Origin of the sequence: Psychrobacter sp., assembly GCF_030457785.1 — a bacterium.
In the GTDB taxonomy this organism is placed as follows: Bacteria; Pseudomonadota; Gammaproteobacteria; order Pseudomonadales; family Moraxellaceae; genus Psychrobacter.
Map to the genome: position 1 here is coordinate 1 of NZ_JAKDUI010000007.1, position 25,376 is coordinate 25,376.

The 25,376-nt window shown below is 43.6% G+C and carries 19 protein-coding genes; 4 read left to right on the forward strand and 15 right to left on the reverse strand.

Annotated features, from left to right (window positions below; translation table 11 throughout):
- Positions 1–85: 85 nt before the first annotated feature.
- Entirely contained in the window at positions 86–1,720 is a 1,635-nt protein-coding gene (locus L0J61_RS00870; protein WP_301464427.1) for a BCCT family transporter, read from the reverse strand.
- Between the two features lie 365 nt (positions 1,721–2,085).
- Here L0J61_RS00870 and mfd point away from each other — a divergent pair, with 365 nt between their 5' ends.
- Together mfd and L0J61_RS00880 are read left to right on the forward strand one after the other, a co-directional pair.
- Positions 2,086–5,787 (forward strand): transcription-repair coupling factor, encoded by a 3,702-nt coding sequence (gene mfd / locus L0J61_RS00875; RefSeq protein ID WP_301464428.1) that lies wholly within the window; start codon positions 2,086–2,088, stop codon positions 5,785–5,787.
- 238 nt (positions 5,788–6,025) lie between these two features.
- The gene (locus L0J61_RS00880) at positions 6,026–6,463 is read left to right on the forward strand and encodes an HIT domain-containing protein (RefSeq protein ID WP_301464429.1); all 438 of its coding nucleotides are present in this window, start codon (positions 6,026–6,028) and stop codon (positions 6,461–6,463) included.
- 124 nt (positions 6,464–6,587) lie between these two features.
- Here L0J61_RS00880 and fdx read toward each other — a convergent pair whose 3' ends face one another.
- From fdx to L0J61_RS00920, 8 genes are all read right to left on the reverse strand, one after another.
- Positions 6,588–6,926, reverse strand: coding sequence for an ISC system 2Fe-2S type ferredoxin (gene fdx, locus L0J61_RS00885; protein WP_301464430.1), 339 nt, complete (start codon positions 6,924–6,926; stop codon positions 6,588–6,590).
- A 153-nt stretch (positions 6,927–7,079) separates the two neighbouring features.
- Complete coding sequence (gene hscA, locus L0J61_RS00890; protein WP_301464431.1) at positions 7,080–8,960, reverse strand: Fe-S protein assembly chaperone HscA; 1,881 nt, start codon at positions 8,958–8,960, stop codon at positions 7,080–7,082.
- 276 nt (positions 8,961–9,236) lie between these two features.
- The gene (gene hscB / locus L0J61_RS00895) at positions 9,237–9,818 is read right to left on the reverse strand and encodes a Fe-S protein assembly co-chaperone HscB (RefSeq protein ID WP_301464432.1); all 582 of its coding nucleotides are present in this window, start codon (positions 9,816–9,818) and stop codon (positions 9,237–9,239) included.
- Between the two features lie 103 nt (positions 9,819–9,921).
- The gene (gene iscA, locus L0J61_RS00900; protein WP_301464433.1) at positions 9,922–10,242 is read right to left on the reverse strand and encodes an iron-sulfur cluster assembly protein IscA; all 321 of its coding nucleotides are present in this window, start codon (positions 10,240–10,242) and stop codon (positions 9,922–9,924) included.
- 261 nt (positions 10,243–10,503) lie between these two features.
- The gene (gene iscU, locus L0J61_RS00905) at positions 10,504–10,914 is read right to left on the reverse strand and encodes a Fe-S cluster assembly scaffold IscU (RefSeq protein WP_301464434.1); all 411 of its coding nucleotides are present in this window, start codon (positions 10,912–10,914) and stop codon (positions 10,504–10,506) included.
- Positions 10,915–11,112: 198 nt separating this feature from the next.
- Positions 11,113–12,339, reverse strand: a complete 1,227-nt coding sequence (locus L0J61_RS00910) for an IscS subfamily cysteine desulfurase (protein ID WP_301464435.1) — start codon at positions 12,337–12,339, stop codon at positions 11,113–11,115.
- On the reverse strand, positions 12,336–12,845 hold the full coding sequence (locus tag L0J61_RS00915; RefSeq protein WP_301464436.1) for an Rrf2 family transcriptional regulator: 510 nt from the start codon (positions 12,843–12,845) through the stop codon (positions 12,336–12,338). Before L0J61_RS00915 ends, L0J61_RS00910 begins: the two co-directional genes overlap by 4 nt.
- A gap of 585 nt (positions 12,846–13,430) precedes the next feature.
- A complete protein-coding gene (locus L0J61_RS00920; protein ID WP_301464437.1) occupies positions 13,431–14,075 on the reverse strand; it encodes a hypothetical protein in 645 nt (214 codons plus the stop codon).
- Between the two features lie 515 nt (positions 14,076–14,590).
- Between L0J61_RS00920 and L0J61_RS00925 the strand changes: the two genes are divergently transcribed.
- The gene (locus tag L0J61_RS00925) at positions 14,591–14,863 is read left to right on the forward strand and encodes an HU family DNA-binding protein (RefSeq protein ID WP_301464438.1); all 273 of its coding nucleotides are present in this window, start codon (positions 14,591–14,593) and stop codon (positions 14,861–14,863) included.
- 469 nt (positions 14,864–15,332) lie between these two features.
- The gene (locus L0J61_RS00930; protein WP_301464439.1) at positions 15,333–17,207 is read left to right on the forward strand and encodes a SurA N-terminal domain-containing protein; all 1,875 of its coding nucleotides are present in this window, start codon (positions 15,333–15,335) and stop codon (positions 17,205–17,207) included.
- 154 nt (positions 17,208–17,361) lie between these two features.
- On the opposite strand, the gene purH is transcribed toward L0J61_RS00930, so the two are convergent.
- From purH to mrcB, 6 genes are all read right to left on the reverse strand, one after another.
- Positions 17,362–18,942 carry a bifunctional phosphoribosylaminoimidazolecarboxamide formyltransferase/IMP cyclohydrolase gene (purH, locus tag L0J61_RS00935; protein WP_301464440.1) on the reverse strand — a complete coding sequence of 527 codons (1,581 nt, stop codon included), beginning with the start codon at positions 18,940–18,942 and terminating at the stop codon, positions 17,362–17,364.
- Between the two features lie 152 nt (positions 18,943–19,094).
- Positions 19,095–19,352 (reverse strand): DNA-binding transcriptional regulator Fis, encoded by a 258-nt coding sequence (fis, locus tag L0J61_RS00940; RefSeq protein ID WP_301464445.1) that lies wholly within the window; start codon positions 19,350–19,352, stop codon positions 19,095–19,097.
- Between the two features lie 273 nt (positions 19,353–19,625).
- On the reverse strand, positions 19,626–20,681 hold the full coding sequence (locus L0J61_RS00945; RefSeq protein ID WP_301464441.1) for a DUF3426 domain-containing protein: 1,056 nt from the start codon (positions 20,679–20,681) through the stop codon (positions 19,626–19,628).
- 141 nt (positions 20,682–20,822) lie between these two features.
- Positions 20,823–21,749, reverse strand: a complete 927-nt coding sequence (prmA, locus tag L0J61_RS00950; protein ID WP_301464442.1) for a 50S ribosomal protein L11 methyltransferase — start codon at positions 21,747–21,749, stop codon at positions 20,823–20,825.
- 124 nt (positions 21,750–21,873) lie between these two features.
- On the reverse strand, positions 21,874–22,704 hold the full coding sequence (locus L0J61_RS00955) for a tetratricopeptide repeat protein (protein ID WP_301464443.1): 831 nt from the start codon (positions 22,702–22,704) through the stop codon (positions 21,874–21,876).
- A 56-nt stretch (positions 22,705–22,760) separates the two neighbouring features.
- A complete protein-coding gene (gene mrcB, locus L0J61_RS00960) occupies positions 22,761–25,229 on the reverse strand; it encodes a penicillin-binding protein 1B (RefSeq protein WP_301464444.1) in 2,469 nt (822 codons plus the stop codon).
- Between the last annotated feature and the right edge of the window lie 147 nt (positions 25,230–25,376).

Below are 25,376 nucleotides of genomic sequence, written 5' to 3' on the forward strand. Positions count from 1 at the left end.
AACAAATATATTACGAACGATTCTAAAGATAAAACCCAGTTCAATGACAGAACTGGGTTTTATTTGGTTGAAAATAAGCAATTCGTTAATACTTTTCAAGCTCCGAGAGCATTTGCTCTCGCGCCTTATAAATCCTACGCAAGCCAAGCCATAAACTAATACACATCACGATCAACACCGAGGTAAAAGGTAAGCCTGTACTCACCGAGCCTGCTTGAATGGTTTTTAGAGCTTGTGCACCGCCGCCATAAAGAAGAGCAATAGCAATGAGGCCTTGAGCAACAGCCCAAAATATACGCTGATATATTGAAGCTTCAAGCTTACCACCTGCTGTAATCGTATCAACCACCAAAGAGCCTGAATCTGATGAGGTCACAAAAAACACCATTACTAGAATAATAGCAATTAAAGAGGTGATGGTTCCTAGAGGAAGATTTGCCAACATCTGAAACAAGGTTAAGGAGGCATCACTAACCCCACCTGCCAGCTCGCCAACTTGATTGTCATATTGGCTCAATCCTGATTGTCCAAATACCGTCATCCAGACAATAGTCACAAGCGTAGGGGCTAACATCACCGAGGTAATAAACTCACGTACGGTACGGCCTTTTGAGATACGAGCAATAAACATACCTACAAATGGTGACCAGCTGATCCACCATGCCCAATAAAACACGGTCCAACCATGAAAGAAATCACCATCACTGCGGCCTATAGGATTAGATAAGGGAATAATATAGGTTGCGTAATCAACGACGGTGGTACCGATTTTGCTTAGCAGTCCGAGTGAGTTACCAACGAAAAATACAAATAGCAGCAAAGCTAAAGCGACCAACATATTGACGTTACTCAACAGCTTGACCCCGCCATCAAGACCGCGTGCTACTGATATTGTAGCCAGAGCAGTGACGACAACTATAATAACAATCTCAAGTGAATTACCCGCAAAATTCCAACCAAACAAATAGTTGAGTCCACTGGCTGCTTGTTGGGAACCCAAACCTAATGAAGTTGCTAAACCAAATATCGTCGCTAGTACAGCTAATATATCAATAATATGGCCAGGCAACCCCCACGTTTTTTCTTTAAAAATGGGATAGAATACAGAGCGCATAGTCAATGGAAAGCGGAAATTATAAGCAAATAAAGCCAATGACAAACCTACTACTGCATAGATGCCCCAAGGGTGCAAACCCCAATGGTACATAGTTGCACCCATAGCAGCACGGTAAGCTTCAGGGCTGTCTGCTGCCACCCCAAGTGGTGTGCCTGCCCAACCGCTTGCATAAGCTAATGGCTCAGCCACACTCCAAAACATAAGACCGATACCCATACCAGCTGCGAAAAGCATTGAGAGCCACGAGCGCCGATTGAAATCAGGTTTGGCATTTATACCGCCGATGCGGATGCTGCCATAGGGGGATACAATCAATATCAGACTAAATACCACCATGATATTAGCTGTGCTGATAAACAGCCAGTCAAAGCTATTGACTACCCAATCTTGGGTACCATTGAGCCAAGAGTTCGCTATATTAGGTAGTAATAATGCAAACAATACAAAGCCAATAACGGCAATAGCGGTAAAGAAGAATACAGGTCTGTGTAAATCTAAACCCAATATCTCGGTGTTATTTTCACCAGTTTTATGCTCAGTGGTATAAAGTCTACGGCGAAACTTGTCGAGAAGGTGTTTCGGGATCTGTTTTTGCTCGTTCATAGGTGACGAATCTCCTGATGAGTTAGCTGAGCTGGACACCGTCAAAGTATCGACTATTCATTGATAATCAATAGTTTTTGGCAGCTACAAGCTTTAGGTTTTAGGTAATGTAAAAATGCTTTTGAAAGTGTATAAATAGTACAAATTACTGAGTAGTTGGCACTTATTTAGAAGTATTTATAGGAGATAGTAGGTAAAGCCTATATGGAAATAAGCAAATGCTAACCATACAAAGTTAGCTTAAAACGGTAATTTTCAAAAGCGCGCCATGCTAACAAACTGTTTGGTTTTGTCAAATCGTATTGGTAATTGCGCAAATATTCGTATAATAGCTTTCTAATTCATTAATTCTGATCCTATCTCTTATGCCTATCACAGCTTTGACTGACGCTTTTAATCCTATTAACCAGCAGTTATTCCCTATTGAAAACGCTGAAAGGCGTTGGTTGTCACCTGTGCATGGTGCAGTCAGTAGCTTGTGGTTAGCAAGCCTAGTGCAAGCAACGACCTGGGGTGTCGATGACCGATTGAAAGTCGTGGTGACGCGGGATCAAAACCAACTCAATCAAATGGAGACTGAGTTGGCGTTTTGTGGCGTCGATGCTTATGTTTTTCCTGATTGGGAGACACTGACGTATGATGAGTTGTCACCACACCAAGACATCGTCAGTGAGCGTATCAATCTACTGACGGATATGCCAACGTCAGGGGTGTTACTCATCTCTGTACAGGCGTTGATGCATCGAGTAGCACCACCGAGCTGGCTGATTGGTCAGCACTTTGATCTTAGTGTAGGCGATCGATTTGATATCAACACACAACGTCAATTACTGGCAAAAGCAGGGTACCGTGCGGTTGATAATGTCTTTGAGCCAGGTGAGTTTGCAGTACGTGGCAGTATTATTGATATTTTTGCGATGGGTCAGCCCTTTCCGCTGCGCTTAGATTTATTTGATGATGAAATTGAGACGATTCGGTTTTTCAATCCGCAAACGCAGCGAACCTTGACCGTTGATGATCTAAAAGCAATGATGAGTGGCAACGATAGCAGTACGGCTAAAGAAACGCTGTCGTTATTGCATAAATTGCCTGACATCTCTAAACCAATTGAACAATTTCAAATACTCCCCGCAAAAGAGTTTCCGCTTGACGAAGGGCGAGAAACTTTTCGCATGAATTTTGCTGCGATGTTCCCTAATGCCAGCAGTCGCAAATCCGAGTTGCACAAAGATGTGATGGCGGGTATTGCAACGAGCGGATTGGAGTATTATCAGCCATTGTTTTTTGAGTTAGAAGATTGGAAGGCTGAGAGTAGCTTATTTTCTTACTTGCCAAATAACGCCTTATTTATCGTTGATGAAATGATTGGTGAGAAGCAGGCTGATTATTTGTCGCAGATTCAGCGCCGATATGAAGAGCGTCGACACGACATTGATAAGCCCATTGTTGCGCCTGACTTATTATATTTATTGGCAAATACCTTTAACGAGCATCTCAATCACTATCCACGAGTCATTCTCAGTGCACGTAATGAGTTGACGTCTATGACAGATGTCGCCACGATAGGCGAAGACGCATCACTGAGTCAGCAGGTTGGCCATAAAAAGCCTGGACTGGTCACGCTGAGGGCACAAGAACCACCACAACTGGCAGTAAATCATCAAAAATCTGAGCCGCTTAGCGAACTGTTGGATTTTTTGGCATTACAAGCTAATACATCGACGCCTGTTTTGGTGGTGGCTGAAACAGCAGGTCGTCGTGAGATTTTGATAGAGCTGTTTAAAGGTAAAGTCGATGTCAAAGCTTATGACAGCTTTGAAGACTTTTTATCCGCCAATATTAATACGATGATCAATAACGATAAGTTACCGCAGATTGGTCTGACGGTGGCGCCTATAGAGCGTGGGCTTTATATTCCCAATCGTTTGGTAATCATCAGCGAGACACAGCTATTTGGTCGTCAAGTACTACAAACGCGCCGCCGTCGACAAAGTGGTGTGTCAGAAGAGTTCTTAGTCAAAAGTGTTACCGAAATCACTCAAGGCAGCCCAGTGGTTCATATAGAGCATGGGATTGGTCGATACAACGGGCTGATTACTTTAGACGTAGGGGATGGTGAGCAAGAGTTTATTCACCTAAAGTATGCGGACGATGCGAGTATTTATGTGCCGGTGGCAAGCTTGCAAATGATCAGTCGATATAGTGGCGGTGATCCAGCGTTGGCACCGCTACATAAGATTGGCACGGGTAAGTGGGATAAAGCCAAACAAAAAGCCTTTGAACAGATTCATGATGTTGCTGCTGAGCTTTTAAACATGCAAGCAAGGCGTGAAGCCAAAGTAGGTATTCATTTTAAGATAGACCCATCGCAGTATGAGTTGTTTGCCAGTCAATTTGCTTTTGAGGAAACACCTGATCAAGCCAATGCCATTCAGGCGGTGATGGAAGATATGAGGCAAAACCAACCAATGGATCGTCTTATTTGCGGTGATGTTGGGTTTGGTAAAACAGAAGTTGCGATGCGCGCTGCTTTTATTGCGATCAGTGCTGGCTATCAAGTAGCCGTGTTGGTACCGACAACATTGCTAGCAGGTCAGCATGAAGATAACTTCCGTGATCGCTTTGCAGATTGGCCAGTACGTATCGAAACGCTGTCACGTTTTGGTGGCAAAAAACATCAAGATACGGTGTTGTCAGATTTAACAGCAGGGAAAGTAGATATTGTTATTGGTACGCATAAGCTTTTGCAGCCAGATGTGAAGTTTTCGAATTTAGGTTTGATGATTGTCGACGAAGAACATCGTTTTGGCGTACGCCACAAAGAGCGTATCAAAGCTATTCAGACCGATGTGGATAGCATGTCAATGACAGCGACACCAATCCCTAGAACGCTTAATATGGCGCTCTCAGGCATGCGTGACATGTCAATTATTGCGACCCCACCAGCTCGCCGCTTGGCGATTAAAACCTTTGTCATGCAAAAAACAGATGCTCTGATGAAAGAGGCTATATTACGTGAGCTATTACGTGGCGGTCAGGTATACTTGCTGCATAATGATGTGGCCAGCATTGAGCGTATGGCAGAAACCATTCGGGAGCTGGTTCCTGAAGCTCGAGTGGGTGTCGCCCATGGACAAATGCAAGAGCGTCAACTTGAGCAAGTGATGGGGCAGTTCTATCATAAAAAATTCAACGTACTGGTCTGCTCAACCATCATAGAGACAGGTATTGACGTACCAAATGCTAATACCATCATTATAGAACGCGCTGATAAGTTTGGCTTGGCTCAGCTACATCAGCTGCGCGGCCGGGTAGGTCGTAGCCATCATCAAGCATACTGCTATCTGTTGGTACCTTCAATCAAAGGTCTTAAAGGTGATGCCAAGCGTCGTCTGCACGCCATTGAACGTGCAAATACGTTGGGTGCAGGATTTATGCTGGCAAGTGAAGATCTTGAGATTCGTGGTGCAGGTGAAATACTGGGTAAGCAGCAAAGTGGCAACATGCAAGCCATTGGCTTTAGCCTTTATATGGACATGCTAGAGCGTGCAACCAAGGCAATAAAAGCTGGTAAAGAGCCTGATTTAAGCACGCCACTGTCATTGACCAGTGAGATAAACCTGCACAGTTCGGCATTGATACCTGAAGAGTATCTACACGATGTGCATCAACGATTGTTATTTTATAAACGTATTAGCAATGCTGAAGACAAGGACGCATTGACAGATATCCGTACCGAAATGATCGATCGCTTTGGCGTGTTGCCAGACCAAACCAAACAACTTTTTGCTGTTCATAGACTACGTTTGCTCGCAGAGCCGTTAAATATCAATAAAATTGATGCTAATAGTAATAGTCTCACATTAGAGTTCGCTCCAGATACACCCGTCGATGCGTTGGCGATTATCAAGTTGATTCAGAAAGACGGTCAGCGTTATCGCATGAATGGTGCGTCAGGTATTCGATATCAAGATAGCGATAAGCTGGCAACGCCACAGCAGAGGGTCACCATGATCGAAGAATTATTAGGTTACTTTAGCGAACATAAGGTAAAGGAATCTGCTTAGCTTGCTTTCGTCACTTTGCATCATCATGCTAGGTAGAAAGGCAGTCTCCGAGTCAAAGAGTAAGCCAATCAGTAATGGCGCTATTTTATCGGTTAGATAACTGATAAAATAGCGCTACATTATATTTAACTTATTGGTCTGCTAAAGTGCCATTATTAGGGCATGAGTACTTACGTTCTGTATTTTGCACTTTTACCTATTAATTTTTATTTAAGATTTATAACAAGAGAACCCCATTATGTTCCAACTTCATCATAAACTTGCTGCTGATAGCTTTTTAGTGGGTGATTTTCCATTATCGACCTGTCGTTTAATCAATGATTGCCAGTTTCCTTGGTTGATACTGGTACCACGTGTGTCAGGTATCAAAGAGTTGTATGAGTTGTCTGAGGCTGACCAAGCGCAGTTTTTACGTGAATCGAGCTGGTTATCAAGCCAGCTTGCCAAGACCTTTCAAGCAGATAAAATGAACGTCGCTGCATTGGGCAATCAAGTTCCACAACTGCATTTTCATCATATAGTTCGCTATCAAAACGATATACAGTGGCCAAGCCCAGTATGGGGTGTGACGGCTGTCCCTTATACCAAAGAGGTGTTGGCACAGATGCAGCAGACGCTAATGATGGCGCTGCGTGGTCATCATCAGATGCCATTTGATTGGCAAATGCAATCATAGTATTAAAAATAAGCATTAAAAAAAAGCGTTAATCAGTACAAACAAAAAGCCAGCTATCATCGAGATAGCTGGCTTTTTTAATGTGCTTAGAGGCAGTATTAGTGCTTCTATTTATGGCATGGGATTAATGGTTTTCTTTGGCATGATTGAGCGTGTATTTAGGAATCTCGATGGTCAAGTCCTCATCATCAAGCATGACCTGACAACAAAGACGTGAGTCAGGCTCTAAACCCCAAGCACGATCTAGCAAATCAGCTTCGATATCGTCCATTTCCTCTAGGCTATTAAACCCTTTGCGGACAACTACGTGACAGGTGGTACAAGCTTTCGACATCTCACAAGCATGCTCAATCTTAATGCCTTTTTCTAATAGCGATTTACACAAGTTTGTGCCTGATTCTAGCTCGACTTCAGTGCCTTCAGGGCAAATTTCGTGGTGTGGTAATACGGTAATTTTTGGCATAAATCGTCTTTCCAGTGCTAATCAATTAAAAAATAAAAATACAATCTTAGTGTAGTAGCTAAACCACGTTTTAAGCATATAAAATACTAAAGCGTGTTCTTCATTTTTTTCTCATCATGTTCAAAAACAAAGACACACCTTATAAATGAATGGTTACCAGTCTTGAGCGCTAGTACCTGACATACTGGCTTTTACGCTTTGATTCATAATGCGAGCAGCAAAAGCATCACTGTGCGGTTTAAGCTCTGCTTGTTTCGTCTCGATAGTGGCTAAATCATCGGTATTGAGCGAGTCTTGTACTGCTTGGATTTGTGCAGCCAGTGACTGTTGCTCATCAGCAGAGAGTAGGTCAGCAAACTCATTCAGTGCAGATTGTAAGGCAAGTACTTCGCGTTCAGCCTCTACTTTGGTCTCGATTAAAGAGCGTGCGTTCTTATCTTCTTCTGCGTGTTGAAAGCCAGAGACCAATAATTGCTCTTTTTGTTCGTCTGACAGTCCATAAGAAGGCACAATCTCAATTTTACTTTCTGTTTTTGTTGTGGTCTCTTGCGCGCTGACGGTAAGCTGGCCATTAGTGTCAATACTAAAGGTGACTTCTATTCGAGCAAACCCTGCTTTCATCGGTGGGATACCGTACAGTTCAAAGCGCCCTAGTGAACGGCAGTTTTCGACGGTTTCACGCTCACCCTGCACAACATGAACGACCATGCCAGTTTGACCGTCTTGATAAGTAGTAAATACTTGACGTTTTTTGACAGGGATAGGGGTGTTGCGTGGGATAAGTACTTCAACCAAACCGCCCATTGTCTCAAGTCCAAGCGATAATGGAGTGACATCTAACAATAATAAATTATTGTTACTATCACCATTCACCAATTGATGCGCAGTTTGTGCTGCACCGAGTGCAACGACTTCATCTGGGTTGAGACGGCAAAGTGGCTGTTTGGCAAAAAACTCAGTCACGGTTTGTTGTATAGCGGGCATGCGTGTAGAGCCACCAACCAAAATCACTTCATCTAAGTCATTGCTGGATAGTTTGGCGTCACGTAGCACCTGATCACATACACTCAAGGTACGGCGACTGACTGGCTCGGCGATAGTGACCAAATCTTCACGCTGTAGCGTGCCTTGATAAGATTGTGCATTAACAGTGATGTCAATCTCTACATGTTCAGCATCCGTCAACGCTTGCTTATAAGCTTTGGCTTGCTGTGCAAGTATCGACTTATCATGACGGCTGACGTCTTTAGGGTCGATATCAAGCTGCTTGATTAACCAATTGGTCATCAGGCGATCAATATCATCCCCACCTAATGCGCTATTGCCGCCCGTTGCTAATACTTCAAACACACCGTCGGTGAGTTTTAAAATAGACACATCAAAAGTGCCACCACCTAAATCATAGATTAAGTAGTAGCTTTCTTTAGGGTTTTCTTGGTCGGTTTGGTCAAGCCCATAAGCCACAGCCGCTGCAGTTGGCTCGTTTAATAGGCGTAGCACATGAATACCAGCTGCTTGTGCGGCATCTTTGGTCGCTTGACGTTGAGCTTCATCAAAATAAGCAGGTACGGTGATTACCGCGCCTTCGATACTATCGGTTGGTAATGAGCTTGCCGCACGTTGCTCAAGTGCTGATAAAATGCGGGCTGAGACCTCTACAGGAGATACTTCACCCTGAGCAGTAACGAAGGTTGGCATGTCATCTTTATTACCACTCAACTCATAAGGATGTGAGAATTTTATATCAGCTTGACTACGGCCCATAAAGCGTTTTGCGGATACGATTGTATTTTTCGGATCATCTGCTAAGTGAGCGAGAGCATCATAGCCGACAAGTGGCGTACCAGTGGCTGGGTAATAGACAACAGATGGAAGTAGAGTATCTGTGTTAGTACCAGCTTCCAGGACTTGCGCCTTGCCTGAGCGTACTACCGCGACCAATGAACGTGTGGTTCCGAGGTCAATTCCTAGGCCAAAACGATGCTGATGAGGCTGGGCGCTTTGATTGGGTTCGGCAATTTGCAATAAAGACATAAAATAACTCAAGAGATAAATGAAGTAAGTGAAACGATGCGATTATAGTACTTGCATCATTGATAGAGAGTGGGGCTGTCAGCATTAAAGCAGAAGAGTGTTTTGGTTTTTTTCACTAATATACTTGTGCTTTTATAGTGAGCGATTATACGGTATCACTGATTTTATTTTAACCGTTAATATATAATGATAATGGCCTCACAATAAAAATTACGGTCTATAACTTCGTAACTAACCTCTGTTAGCACTGACTATAGATACTGTTATACGGCCTATCTAAACGTATAAGTCGTCATCATCCTGATTTTCGGTAGTTGCTACTTCATCAAGACCAGTCGTGACATCAGCATTTAACTTCACTAAAAACTTTAGCTTCTGTGTAGCATCAATGGCCGTTTCCCAGTCTTCGCTTTGATAGGCAATACCGAAGCGTGAGGATTGATTGGTTAGACGTTGTGTGATCTGCGGATGTAGTTGTTGTAATGTCGCACGGTCTTTGTTTTCAATCGCTTCATCCAAATCAATACGCATCTGCATTGCATCTTCTAAAAACTCTAAATCGGCGATGGAGTGCTCTAGATTTTGCCCTTGATCTGCAAGACCTAGCAGATAGCTAGCACGGCTATCAGGTGAGCTAAGCGTCTGGTACGCTTGATTAATCAGTGCGGATGCTTGCTCTGACTGTTGCTTTGCTTGCGTGGCATCTGCCACATCTTTCGCCACGTTGTCAGGGTGATAGCGTTTTTGTAGTAAACGCAGTTGTTGGTCAAGACGGCTTTGATCGACTTCGAATTGTACAGGCTGTTCAAATAGAGCAAAGAAATTATCAAACTGTGCTTCTGCTGTAATGTCTGTCATATCAACCGCCTTGCTTTTTCACTTATTATAAAATGTTGTACTGCCAATAACTACTGGGTTACGTTTAGCTATGATTATAGGCTCACACAAACGTGATAAGGCCTTAGATAGTAAACGACTCGCCACAGCCGCATTCGCCTTTTTGGTTCGGATTGGTGAATTTAAAGCCTTCGTTCAGGCCCTCTTTTTCATAATCCATCAACAGGCCATCTAAATAAACCAAACTTTTGGGATCGATAAAAATACTCACGCCGCGGCTTTCGTAGCGCGTGTCATTTTCGTCAGGCGTGTCCACAAACTCTAAAACGTAAGCTAAGCCTGAGCAGCCTGCTGTACGAATACCAACGCGAATGCCTTCGCCTGTACCGCGATTGTCCAAAAAGTCTCGAACATGCTGAGCGGCGCGTTCTGTCATTTCAATCATGCCAACTCCCATTGACTATCGATAATAGAGATACTAATTAGATATGACGTTATCGGTAATAACGACTAAGAAAACTCTATATTAAGCTGACAAGTATCGTGATGAACTTGCCAAAATATTGTCTCAGCAACTACTTGAGTAACTGCTAGAAAGTAAAAGGTGACAATTACAGTAGTGTTATTGTCACCTTTTCAGCGTCAGTAGCGCTTACTACGTCGCTACTGTCACTTTGCTAATATAACCAACGCTAGGCGGGTAATATTAGCTGGTTGCTTCTTCTACTGCGTCTGCTGCACCGTGCTTGCCTTTATAGTCGCTAATAGCGGCTTTAATGGCATCTTCGGCAAGTACAGAGCAATGTACTTTTACTGGTGGTAGCGCTAGCTCTTGAGCGATATCGTTGTTTTTGATTTCGCCAGCTTGATCCAAGCTTTTGCCTTTTAGCCACTCGGTAACGAGAGAGCTTGAAGCAATAGCTGAGCCGCAGCCATAGGTTTTAAAGCGTGCATCTTCGATGATACCTTTGTCGTCGACTTGTATCTGTAGACGCATCACATCACCGCAAGCTGGAGCACCAACCATACCGGTTCCAACGTTTTTAGCACCTTTGTCAAGGTTGCCGACGTTGCGTGGGTTTTCGTAATGATCAATAACTTGGTCACTATAGGCCATGAGGTTTTCTCCTAGTTAGGGGATGAGTGATAGACTATTCGTCTTTAAAACAACACTATCGACTCATCGATAATTGGGGTCAAACGCTTAATTTAATCGTTTAATCAATCGTTTCGTAAATATATTTGGTAGCTAACTATTAGAGGGTAGCTACCCTTTAACCGTTTAAGCTAGTGTTTATCGAGCCAGTGCTTAATTTTAGTGTTCAGCCCATTCCACTGAATTTAAGTCGACACCATCTTGATACATATCCCAAAGTGGTGATAGGGCACGCAGTTTATCAACTGCTTCATGCATTTGCTTAACGATGATATCAATGTCTTCTTCAGTCGTGTAGCGGCCGAAGCTAAAGCGGATAGAGCTATGTGCTAGTTCATCAGGACGACCGATGGCGCGTAATACGTATGATGGCTCAAGTGTCGCTGACGTACAGGCCGAGCCCGACGATACAGCCAAGTCTTTAAGCGACATCATAAGTGACTCGCCTTCAACAAAATTAAAGCTGACATTGATAATATTGGGTACGCTGTCTTCTAGGCTACCGTTTAGGTAGATTTCTTCGATGTCTTGGAGACCGTCCCACAGTTTCTGGCGTAGTTTAGCAACGTGCTCGTGGTCTTCTTCAAAGCGCTCGTCAGCGAGGGCAAATGCTGCGCCAAGCCCAACGATTTGATGCGTTGGTAGCGTACCTGAACGCATACCACGCTCATGACCACCACCGTGCTGCTCTGCTTTTAGACGAATACGTGGCTTACGACGGACAAATAATGCGCCGATACCTTTAGGGCCGTATACTTTATGGCCTGAAAAGCTCATCAAGTCAATTTTCATCTCTTCTAGGTTGATGCGTACTTTGCCAGCAGACTGTGCGCCATCGACATGAAACACGACACCTGTTTCACGAGTAATTTCACCAATAGCGGCAACATCGGTAACCGTACCGAGCTCATTATTTACCATCATGAGAGAAACCAAAATAGTATCATCACGAAGTGCAGCTTTAACTTGCTCTGGCAAGATCAAGCCAGTGCTTGGCTGTGGCTCAAGGTAGGTGATTTCGAAACCTTCTTGCTCAAGCTCACGGCAGGTATCTAGTACTGCTTTGTGTTCGATCTTGCTAGTAATAATGTGCTTACCACGAGACTGATAAAAATGCGCTGCACCTTTGATAGCTAAGTTGTCAGACTCTGTTGCACCAGAGGTAAAGACGATCTCGCGTGGATCAGCGTTTAGCACTTCAGCGACTTGCTGACGTGCTGTCTCTACTGCTTCTTCAGCTTGCCAGCCGTAGCCATGCGAACGCGAGGCTGGATTACCAAAGATGCCGTCTACAGTCAGATATTCGCTCATCTTGGCAGCTACTGACTTGGCAACTGGCGTAGTGGCGGCATAATCTAAGTATATAAGGTTGTTATGTTGGCTCATGCTGGGTTTGCCTCGCTGTTCGATAATGTAATAGTGTTTATGTCTTTTATGGATATCTCTTGTATAGAGGCGTGCTGTCGTTCTGATACTGATTGCACGTTTTCCATGTCTAATAATTGCGCTAAAGTTATATTTTTCAAGTACTGTTCGATATGATTTGACAATGCGTCCCATAATTCATGGGTTAGGCACATTGTACCACCTTGACAGTCACCACGTCCTTCACATTGCATCGCGTTAACTGACTCATCGACGGCAGAGATGATGCTCATCACGTTTATTTCTTCTAACGGTTTGGCTAAGAGGTAACCACCTGCTGCGCCGCGGATACTAGTAACAAGCCCATGCTTACGTAGTTTGGAAAATAACTGCTCGAGATAAGAGATGGAGATTGACTGTCGCTTGGCTATGTCAGATAAGGATACAGCGCTGTCTTGTTGGCTGGTCTGTAACGCCAAATCTAACAGAGCAGTAACGGCGTATCTGCCTCGAGTAGTCAAACGCATGTGTCATCTCCAAACTTAAATATCATGTTTATTTAACAACAGTTTCAGTGAGATGGATCTTTAGAAGCTAATATAAAATATGTCACGTAAGCAACTGCTTTCACCATCCGAAAGCTAGGTTGTTTCTTGTCGTTGTTGAGCAACGAATGATTAGCTCGGTGCCTGTAACGATTGAGTCAATTATACTTAATCCTGAGTATTTTAGTCAAGATTAAAATGTGGTCGAATGGTAAATCTAGCTTATGACGGTGATTGATAAAAACAATGATGTATAACTGAAAGTATATATTGAGGGTAGGCGCTAGGAGAAAAGAACCCGTCCTTTCTATTCAGATGTCCAAAATTTACGCTCTTGAGCCAGTTTCTCTATTTCATATGTACGCATAAAAAAGCGCTTAATACCATACAGTAGGTATCGAGCGCTTGATCTTTTGGAAGTGTCTTAGTAGTGATTTACTTGCAGGTAGCTAGTTATTTGAAGCAGGTCACCTATCATTAAGTTATATATTAATAGAAGTTGTGTATTAATAAGTCACTTAGTGGACGAGTCATATTGCTAAACGCTTGGAGTGCTTTTCTAAGAAGTTAATTGATGATCAGCGCCACAATCGAACCCATCATAATGATAAGGGCAGTGGCAGTGACAATCGTCAGCATTTTTTGTTTGCTCTGTAGTTCTTTCACCGTCGTTTCAAGCTCACGGTTTTTAATGGTCAGTGTATTGATTTGAGTCTGTTGCTCGTTAATACGCAGTTTATAGTTTTCTTTCTTTTCTGCCATTTCTGATTCAGAAGGCTTTGGTTTGTCATTGGCCCCTTTGATTTTCTTAATCAGGCTCTGGATTAAAGTGCCGAAACCAAGCTGGACGATAAACTGTTTCACTAACTGAACTTGATTAGATTCGCCACGCATTTGTAGCTTTTCGGTGGTTTCACTATCATGTGTGGTGATGGCGTTGATGACTTGGATGCTATAAGCATTGATAACGACATCAGGTTCACTGCGACCCACTGGTAGCTGAGCGTCTAACAACACTCCTTTGGTGCTAAAAGAAGCAAAAACCTCTACGTGTGGTAGGTATAGACGTAGCGCCACGACAGTATCTTGCTTGGCAAGCGGGTAAGCGGCTTTACGTAATTCGGGGTCTAAACGTAGTAACAATGTCAGCGCCGACTCGATGAACACCAGTATGATATTGAGTAAAGAATGAGACAACGTAGAGCGTTTCATGTAGATAATCCGTTTTATTTGGCAAATTAGCGGGTGCAAAAACAATCAAAAGTCCAGACAAACCCAGAATGTGCGATAAGATTTTGCTTATAGTAACGTCTTTACTATAAAAAGTAACGCAAGTTTCTACCTGCTAGCAAAGTAATACTCTACAATTTACCTGGTAATAAAGACACTGGTATTTGTGACTGGCTATGTATAGTATGGTCTGGCGGTAACTGAAAGGATACAGCCATTGATTGATAGTTAAGCCAGTTTAGCTAAAATGGCGACTTGGAAAAAGCACGCGAGTATTTTATGACACATCAAGCGTGAAATACTTATCAAATAAGTAGTTTGGTGTTCAAAAATATGTAAAATCGCTTGCGCTCCTTATGTCGCCTTGATATAAATACGATAACAAAGCAAAACCCGTTAATTTGAGAGTCAGGTGGTTTTTATTGCTTAACTGCTTTGAGAGCGTTACAATACCTGGCGTGAGCGTGTACTACCCCCTTAAACTTGAAGGAATTTTTATGAATAAGTCAGAATTGATCGATAGCATCGCAGACAAAAGTGGTCTAAACAAAACCCAAGCTGGTGATGCGTTAAATGCTGTAATGGAAAGTGTTGGCGAAGCATTGGAAGCTGGTGATAGCATTTCATTGGTTGGCTTCGGCACTTTCAGCGTAAAAGATCGTAAAGCTCGTACAGGCCGTAACCCTAAGACTGGTGACGCACTTGATATTCCAGCGAGCAAAGTACCAAGCTTTAAAGCAGGCAAAAACTTAAAAGAGCGCTTAAACTAAGCTGTTCTTTTATCTATAGGCTACTACAATTAAACTGCTTCTTATCTAGACAGATACTAAAATATAATGTGATATTCGTTAAAAAACTGGTGTCTGTCGGCAGATAAATAAATGGTCGCTCATAGATTTGCTTATATGCTAAGTTACGAGCTAAGCACCAAAAAGCACCTAGTATTTAGGTGCTTTTTTTATGGCTATCTATAGATTAGTAACTCTGGGTTAGTGACTATAAATAGTGGCTATAAACAGTAACTGAAATCATGAATATTTTGAGTATGTCTCAAAAATCACGTATCATAGGGCGCGCTACGGATTTATTGTTTACATCCAGTACTTATCGATTGAATTTGTAATTTTATCAATAAGCTACACACGCCCTTATTTTGACCATTGCCAGCTTAGATAGCATCGATATAAATAATATTACAATGGTTTTTCATCAACATAGGTTAATAAAGCAGAGATAACTATGGATAAATTGCGCGATTTCTTAAAAACCTGGCCAGGTCGCATTTTATTGGTTTTATGTCTATCGCCGCTTGCGCTACTGGGTGTCGAAAGCTATTTTGGCGGTGGTATCGACCCAAACCAAATCGCTCAAGTGGGTGATTCGAGTGTAGGGCTGTCTGAGTTTCAGACTGCGGTCAATAATCGTCGTACTGAAATCTTAGAGGACGTTGATGATGCCAGTCTGTTAAATGAAGATGTGCTGCACGAACAGGTGTTAAAAGGCCTGATCGATCGGACGCTATTGGAGCAGCAAGCGGGTAAGCTTGGCATGACTGTTTCTGATGACACAATTAATCGTTTGTTGCGTCAAGAAGAGATTTTTGAAGATGCCGATGGAAACTTTTCTAACGATCAGTTTTCAAACTTCTTGCATCAGCGTGGTATGACAAAAGATCAGCTTTTTTCTGAATTTCGAAACCAGTTAAGTCTCGATCAGCTAAATGCCAGTATCGTTGGTACTGCTATTTATCCGATGGAAGGGGTGAGTCAATTGATTGACTTACAGCTAGAGTCACGCAATATTTGGCTGCATCGTTTTAATTGGCAAGATTATGTAGATGAAGTGACATTAAGCGATAGCGATATACAGTCGTATTATGATGCCAATCAAGATACGTTAAAAAGCCCAGCGATGGTAGATCTGGCATATATTCAATTAAGTCCACAAACCGTCCAAGTGGAAGATGTCAATGAAGAAGAATTGCAGCAGCAGTATGACGCTTACAAGCAAGAGCTGGGCGTGGAAGATGAGCGCAGAGTTAGCCAGATTCTACTCACAGGTGATGATGCTCAGAGCAGAGCAGAAAGCATCAAAGCGCGCTTAAACGAAGGGGAGTCTTTTGCAGCTTTGGCTGCAGCAGAGTCGGATGATCCATCAGGGGAAACAGGTGGTGATATTGGACGTTTTAATGCCTCTGTATTTGGTAATGATGCTGAAGCGGTAGAACAAGCTTTAGAAGGTCTGAGTGTGGGCGATGTCTCTGCCCCGATTAGAACCAGTTTTGGTTACCAGTTATTTACAGTAACCGAAGACAATAGCAGCGAAGTACCTAGTTTAGAGAGTATGCGTGAAGAGCTAACAGCTAGAGCAATAGAGTATAAGCGTCAGGAAGTTTACGCTGATAAAGTAACATCGATAAACGATCTAGCGGCAGACGGCTTTGGTATCGAAGACATCGCTCAGCAAGAAAATGTGACGCTGAGAAATATCGAAGATTACCGTAAAGAAAATAACAGATCGGCCCTGTCACAACCAGCCGTGATCAATCAAGCTTTTGATGAGTTCACGATTCAGGATCAAGCAGTGACTGCGGGCATCGAAGTAGGAGACGGTGAGGTATGGGTCCAGCCAAGCAATTATCGTCCGACTGAGACATTGTCTTTATCTGCGGCGACACCAAGAATTACTCAATTACTTCGTCAGCAAAAAGCCACGGCATTGGCATTAGAAGAGGCGGAGGCAGTAGCTGCAGGTATTAAAACACCGAGTGATATCGGTAACCAATCTATCAGCTTTCAGTCATTAGGTGAGTTGAATCGTCAAACCACCGTCTTGTCAGAAAAAGAACGAGGAATGGCTTTCAGTCAACAGGCAGAGGCTGATGCAGTCGTTACCATGGTCAGTGAAACTGAAGCTGGTGCAAGTCTACTGGTCGGAGATCGTATCGAAACAGAGCAACAGTCAGTGCTGTCTGATGCTGAACGAGCGCAAACCGCAAGTATCGTTCGTGACAACTTGGGCCAAGATCAGCTACAGGATTACTTGGACTATTTACGATTGGTGTATCAGGTTGAGATTAATGAATCCAATATGACGAATGCACAAGGTCACTAGAAGCGTGGATTATCGCTCGCGGTAGATACTTTTAAGCCTCAAATAAAAAAAGCCACTGTAAATTACAGTGGCTTTTTTTTTGAGATATCGTTGATGTTTATAATAGATAAGAGCAACGTATCTTGATATTCTCTAAAGTAACAACTGAAGTATATCAGTGACGGAAATGACGCATACCAGTGAATACCATTGCGATACCGTGCTCATTCGCTGCAGCGATCGTTTCATCATCACGCATTGAGCCACCTGGCTGGATGATAGCTGAGATACCAACTTCAGCGGCGTTATCAATGCCATCACGGAATGGGAAGAAGGCATCAGATGCCATCACGGCCCCTTCTGTCTCCAATCCAGCATGTTCTGCCTTAATAGCAGCGATACGAGCTGAATTAACACGGCTCATCTGACCTGCACCGACACCAATCGTACGTTGACCTTTGGCATAAACAATCGCGTTAGATTTGACATATTTTGCCACATTCCAACTGAATAACAGATCAGCGATTTGGTCTTCAGTGGGTTGTACGTCGGTCACGATTTTTAAATCATCAGCTGTAATCAAGCCAAGATCTTGCTCTTGAACGAGTAGTCCACCATTGACACGCTTGTAGTCAAGCTGGGCATCACGTTGAGCTGGTGCTGGTAACTCTCCGCATACCAATACACGGACATTTTTCTTGCTAGCAGTGGCTTCAAGCACACCGTCTTCTATGCTAGGTGCGATGATAACTTCCACAAACTGGTTGGCGATGATTGCTTTAGCTGCTGCTAGAGTTAATGGACGGTTAAAAGCAATAATACCACCAAAAGAAGACTCAGGATCAGTGCTAAAAGCGGTGTTGTAAGCGGCGACTTGATCATCACCGACAGCCACGCCACAAGGATTGGCATGCTTAACGATGACACAGGCAGGATCGATAAAGGCTTTCACACACTCAAGTGCTGCGTCAGTATCGGCAATATTATTATATGAAAGTGCTTTGCCCTGTAATTGCTTAGCAGTCGCAATAGAAGCTTGTTGGCTTTTAAGCGGCTGGTTTTCAGTATAAAACGCTGCATTTTGGTGTGGGTTTTCGCCGTAACGCAAGTCTTGTGCTTTTTCGAGCTGCACGTTGAATGTACGTGAGAAGTTGTCTGGCTCTTGGGTTTCATTGACACGCTTGCCCAGGAAGTTTGCAATCATTCCATCGTATTGTGCTGTATGCTCAAATGCTTTGACTGCTAGATCGTAGCGTAGGGCAGTGGTAAGCTCAGTACCGTCACCTAATGCAGTCAGCACGCGTTCATAATCGGAAGGGTCTGTCACGATACCGACGTGGGCATGGTTTTTTGCTGCCGATCGTACCATCGTAGGGCCGCCAATATCAATATTTTCGATGGCATCATTCATTGTTACATCAGCGCGCGCGATGGTTTCTGCAAATGGGTAGAGATTCACTACAACCAGATCAATACGCTCGATTTGATGGTCGTCCATAACAGCGTCATCAGTACCGCGGCGCCCTAAGATGCCACCATGAATTTTAGGGTGTAACGTCTTAACACGGCCATCCATCATTTCAGGGAAGTCAGTATAGTCTGATACTTCGGTCACAGAGACGTTGTTTTCTGAGAGTAATCGATAAGTGCCGCCAGTAGATAATAAGCCAAAGCCTGCTTTGATGAGGCCTTGAGCAAATTCAACAATATTAGACTTATCAGAAACTGATAATAAGGCAAGTGGGGTTGTGCTCATAAAAAAACTTCCATAAAAAAGCCTGACGTTAACGTCTGGCAAAGTGATGACGACAATTATGACGAACAAACTCACGGTTAATGAGATCATCAATACTAAATTGTCCTGCATAATGATTGTGAGTGGGAATAAGTAAACTCATATCGTTTGTACTACATCAGGTCATAAGTTTTGAGTTTTTTCCGTAATGTACCGCGATTAAGACCGAGTATTTTTGCGCACTTGGTTTGGTTGCCGCGGGTTTGTTCAAGCGCTACAGATAGAAGCGGTTCTTCGACTTGCTTCAAGATCAAATCGTACAAATCAGTCGGTACATCATCGCCTAACATAGCAAAATACTGTCGTACTACGCGCTCTACATGAACTCGAAGTGGTTCTTGCGCTGTATTGGCATGACTGTTTAAAGACAACTCAAAATCCTGAGGAGATGGATAGTTGTTTTCAGTATAGTCGGCAGGGTATTCAGAACTGGTAGTAAAATGACTGGCATGATGCTGCGCATGGGGTGCCATAGGATAAAGTCCTTGGAGTTGGAAAAATCAAACCATAAGCTATCAGATAGCTATTATATCAAATTAATGTGTAGTGAGCGGACAGATTGCTCAGTATCTTGACCGTGTTATCGATTAAAAGGCATAATTTTTGACACTATATCTTGTGATATCGTGTTTTTAAAATTTGGTTCAGTAGATAGGTGCTACGGTGACGTTGCTAATTTGAGTGTTGGCCACTGGTATGGTGAACATAACTTGTTGACGGTTGTTGGCAGTTAATTGACGTTGGTTGCCTAACAGGTAGTCGTCTGGCGCGGCGATGAACTCTCCAATCAAGTCGTTTGATCCATAAACACTGACTTTGATATTAGGGTAGAGCTGAGCTTTATCGTCTTGATTATTTATGGTGGCGCTGACATCACTATAGGTACCTTGGGTTCGGATTTGGCTGGTTTGATGTTTGATACCAGTTATAGTAAATGAGTTTAGGTCAGCATTGGGCAAACTACAGGCTGCAACCGAACATATGGTGTGTAAGCGATCTGCATGAGCAGGATGTTTAACCAATGTTTCCAGATGAAAAATGACGTACTGGGCAAGAAGTAGCAAGACTAATATCAAGCATCCAAACACCCACAGTATGGTTATAGCAGAATATTTCGTTGGCGTTGGCGTATACGTTGCTTGAATGTTATTTAATCGTTCATCATCGGTATTGTATTTTTCTGTGAAAGGCACGCCCATATCAAGCAGTATTTGTGACAAGTCTGCCTTAGATTGAGCTGTATTTTCATGATGCTTCTTTTCAAAATATTGTTCGAGCCACGGACTTCCAACCTTATCATCAATATTTTTATGGGTGTTGGCCACCGAAACGTTATTGCTATGATTAGTATTGCTTTCCTGAGTTAACCAGGCATCCATAGTATTTAGTGAGTCATACTCTGAAAAATCTTCTGTTGGTCCATTGATATCGGTATTACTCTGATTCACACTGTTGAAACCCGCTTTTATCGTTGTCTGTGATGGTTTGGATGAGTGGGAAGATAACGAATGAGTTGTTAGATCAGCGTTAACAGAAGATGCTGTTATTTTTTCAGGAGCTACCACAAGATGCTTATTAATTAAAAAGCGTTGAAGACAATGGTCGCATTTAACACTGGTGTTTATATGGTCTAACTGATTTTGTCTCACTTCAGAGTAGGCTTGGCAATGAGGGCACTGGGTTTTAATTGATGTGGTCATAAGGTCGAATCCAAAAAAATTATGGTGATCAGTACCGTCTACTTATCCACCAATAGCTGCCTATTATTGACCCTAAGAAAAAGGGTGAAATATACATGATATTTGTTCACCCTATATCGTAACAGATGTAAATGATTGTTGCTAGTCTGTGAATATACCAGTTAAACGTTGCCAGTGTTGATCTTCTTGGGCAGTAAACGCGTGCTGTGGATCAAGTTTGAAATAAGGCTGGTAAGCAGCAATGACTTGTTCAGCTTGCGATTCGATCAAGCCAGCCAATACGATACGACTTTCAGTTGTAGCTAATGTGGCAAAATAAGGGGCTAAGCCGATCAGTGGTTTGGCTAGAATATTGGCAACGATAAATTCTACCGGTAGAACGTCATTTTCTGTGCAATAGTCGCTAAACGCCTCTGGTAAGAATGCTTGTAGACGATCGCCGACATGATTGCGATCAGCATTTTGGTTGGTTGCCAATACGGCTTGTGGGTCGATATCGACCGCATATACTTGGCGCGCGCCTAATAACAAGGCTGCAATACCTAAAATGCCAGAGCCGCAACCATAGTCAATCACAACTTTATTTGTTAGGTCTTGCTCTGTGAGCCAATCAAGGCACAAACGAGTCGTGGCATGATAACCAGTACCAAAGGCTAAGCCTGGATCCATAATGATGTTCACTGCCTTAGGGTCAGGCGGGGTTATCCAATTAGGGACTATCCATAAGTTATTCGCGCACTCTATCGGGTGATAGTTGTTCATCCACTCGCGCTCCCAATCCTTGTCATCGACAGCGCTGAGCCAAGTACGGGTGGCTTGTACTTGTGCTGCGATGTCATGACTCAATTGCTCAACAGTCTGGCGACTACCGGCATCCGTGCCCGCATCAAATAATCCCGTTAGGATGACTTCGTCCCATAATGGCGACTCACCTGGTAATGGCTCGAACAAAGGCTGGTCACCTGCATCATCTAGTGCGATGGATAGCGCACCAGCATCTAACAGCAGGGTTTCGACCAAGTCGACGTTTGCTTTCTCACATTGTAAATGTAGTTGTTGCCATGCCATAAAGATAACCTTAAGCTGAGTAAAAGAGGGTTAGGAAGTAGGTGTAGGTCTAAAATAAAAAGTAGCTGATGTATTTTTACAATAGCTACTTATGTATTAAGTCGTTGGTTGGGCTTGGTGTATACTACTGCAAGGCTTGCTGAGCTTCTTTGATCACACGTGAATTGCCTTGCGCCTGCCCTGATCTTAGAATAACTTGCCATAATGCTTGTCTGCGATTAGTATCTCTAGAGACACTAAGTCCACGACGAGCCATCGCTTCCGCCTTACGTGGCTGATTCTTTTTTAAAGCAACTTGTGCCAAATAAAAATACACTGCAGAAGATCTGGGTTCTAAGCGTTGTGCGCGGGTAAAACTGGTTTCTGCATTGGTCAGATCGCCAGATTTTAACTGACTGACACCTCTTTGCATCAGATTGCGAAACGCTGGCAGGTTACTGTTATTAGAGGATGCCTGTTGAGTCTGTTGCTGTGAGTTTGCTCTGGCACGCTCTAATAGATCATTGCGTGAAGGAGCTGCTGGTTCGGGTGGCGTATATTCGTAACCCTCTCGCGACGGCGTCACAATGATTGGTTCCGGCTCAGGTAGCGTAGGTGACCACACAGGTACATCCTGTGTCAGTGGGTTTGAGGATTCATAAGTGTTCGACGATTCTTCGTTCTCAGTTGGCAAACGGCTGTCATCGGTAGATCTGACAGTGGGTATTTGAGTTACGGTCGTTGGTTCAGTAGTACTTGTCTCAGCAGATTGCGTGGAATCGGGTGTGTCTTGCGGCGCTGGTGTCGTTGTTTGACTGGTCGTGGTTGCTATCTCAGAAGGGCTGCTAGGCACAGTTTGGCAGGCGCTCAGACTAAATATACCCAAAAAAGCACTGGCTGCAACGATTGTCTTAATAGATTTGAGCTGCTTTAATTCTGCCGTAGTGGCTTTTTCACTTGAGATACTTTGCTTCATAAATGACAGCATGCTAGAGCCCTTTTCTAAGTTTCGTAATCTGAGTTTCGTAAGTTTTAGAACCATTCAACGGCACGGTCATACCAAGTATCTGCATCACCGTCATTTGCATCACCGGCGTCATCCTCTGAAGTTTCTGAGCCTGCATCGCGGCGTTGTTGGTTGATCGCTTCTTGCTGGTTTTGCCATTGAGTCTGTTCGCGAGCACGTTCTTGCTGGTACAAGTTGATGGCGCAGCTGCTGGCTTCTTCTGGTAAGTGCGTAGATAGTATAGGCAAATAACGCGCATCTTCGCAGCGTTCGTTAGACAGTTTGCCTGAATTGTTTTCTAGCCACAACCATTCTATCCCTTCAGGTTCAGGCAAGGCGACAGGTGTCAGCTTTAAACGATTCATGTAATCAACCCAGACAGGCAAGGCACCGGAACCACCACTTAATCCGATTGGCTCATTATCGTCACGACCAACCCAAACTACGCTGACATAGTTGCCACTATAACCTGCAAACCAAGCATCACGATAGTCATTGGTCGTTCCTGTCTTACCAGCAAGATTTAAATTGCTACCAAGTGATTGCGCACGTTTAGCAGTGCCGTTTGATACCACTTGTTGCAATGCGTAGTTGGTTAAAAAATTGGTCTCAGGTGGAATGCTGCGCTGAGTGTTTAGCCCAGTGCGTTGTAATATGCGCCCACGATCATCCACCACCGTACGGATACTATGGATAGGGGTGCGGAAACCACCAGTAGCAAAGACCTGATAGACACCAAGCATATCCATCGGGCTGAGGTTGATGGAGCCTAATAGCGTTGAAGGATAAGGTGGAATTTCTTCTTGGACGCCTAAGCGTTGCAACTGTCTAGCAAAAGTATCGACACCAAACTCCATACCCAAGCGGACGGCGCTATGGTTATAGGAGTTAGCAAGGGCTGTGGTCAATGGAACATAACCATGGTCACGATTAGAGTAGTTTTTTGGGTTCCATTTGCTGCCATCACCCAGATTAACCGTAATGGGGGAGTCATCAATTGAGCTTGCCAAGTTATAGCGACCACTTTCAAGCGCGGTCATATATATGACAGGCTTTAATAAGGAGCCCACTTGGCGTTTGGCATCGACAGCTCGGTTAAAGCCAGTAAATGCGCTGCCGCTACCCACTACAGATACCAGTTCACCCGTTTCAGGGTTCGCGCTTACCAAAGCGCTTTGTAGCTCTTCAGTCCTGCTGTTATTACGGCGAAGCTCACCGAGTTTCTTGTCAACGGCTTCATCTGCAGCCAGCTGAGCAATCGGGTCTAAAGTACTGATAATAACCAGCCCTTCGTTTTTGAGATCGTCAGAATAGTAGACGTCATTCAGCTCACGCTTGACGATATCCAAAAAGTCAGGGAACTGGCTTTTGCCTTCGACGGGCTTTTCCACGATACCAAGTGGCTGCTCTAGGGCTGCATCGTACTCTTCTTGGCTGAGAGTGCCTACCGTTAGCATGTTATCGAGTACCACGTCACGGCGTGTTTTTGAATCATTTGGGTGACGGCGTGGATTATATATACTCGGACCTTTTGCCATTCCGACCAGCATTGCCTGCTGATCAATGCGCAGTTCTTTGAGTGGTTTATTGAAGTAAAACTGCGAAGCCAAACCAAAGCCATTGATAGAACGGTTGCCGTTCTGCCCTAAGTATATCTCGTTCAGGTAAGTCTGTAGGATTTCATCTTTGCTATAATGCAGCTCAAGCAAGACAGCCATCAGAGCCTCGTTGGCTTTACGCTTGAGTGTACGGTCTGAGTTGAGATAGAAGTTTTTGATGAGCTGCTGGGTAATGGTTGAGCCACCCTGCATAGAACCACCAGAAAAGTTATTCAATACTGCTCGTGCGATGCCGCGTATCGATACGCCTTGATGCTCATAAAAAGCACGGTCTTCGGTAGCAATCAATGCATCGATTAATGGTTGCGGCACGTCATCCAATGACACTACCAAGCGATCTTCGTTGCTATCTGGATAGATACCACCGATATTCACCGGCTCTAAGCGAATGATGCCGCTTTCAGCGGGCAGTGTGCTTTGAATTGAGGCGATCTTGTTGCCCGAGATAGTCATTTTAATGACCTGCTCGGCGTCTGTATCGTTGGCACTGTAACTAAACCCACGAGTATGGATGAAGTAAGTGTTGTCTACTCTGTGATAAGTACCTGTGCGATCGTAGGAGGCATTGCTTTGATAGTTTAGAAGCTCCAGCCACGTGTTCATTGTGTCTCTATCGACGTTTGCCCCTTGATACAGCTCAAGCGGCTGTGAATATACTTTGGCAGGGATATCCCAGCGCTTGCCTTCAAATTTTTGAGTAATGGTACGGTCAAGTTTGATCAAATATAATGCCAACAACACCATGCCAGCGATGATAATAATTAATATCAGGCTACTAAGTACCAAGCCGCGCTGCTGTGAAGGAGGCGTGCTAATAGTAGGTTTAGACGACTGTGTTGGACCAGATTTTGATAGCTTGAAATTGGATTTTTGCACTGATATCGCACCATTTAGGGGTAAAAAACTGCCTCATAATGACGCAAATTGAGTTTTTTTTCAATCTATCATCATCAATGCGGGCATTCATTGTTAAAAGGGTAATAAGCAGTTACCACTGCTCGTGGTAGCTGCTTATAGTATAAT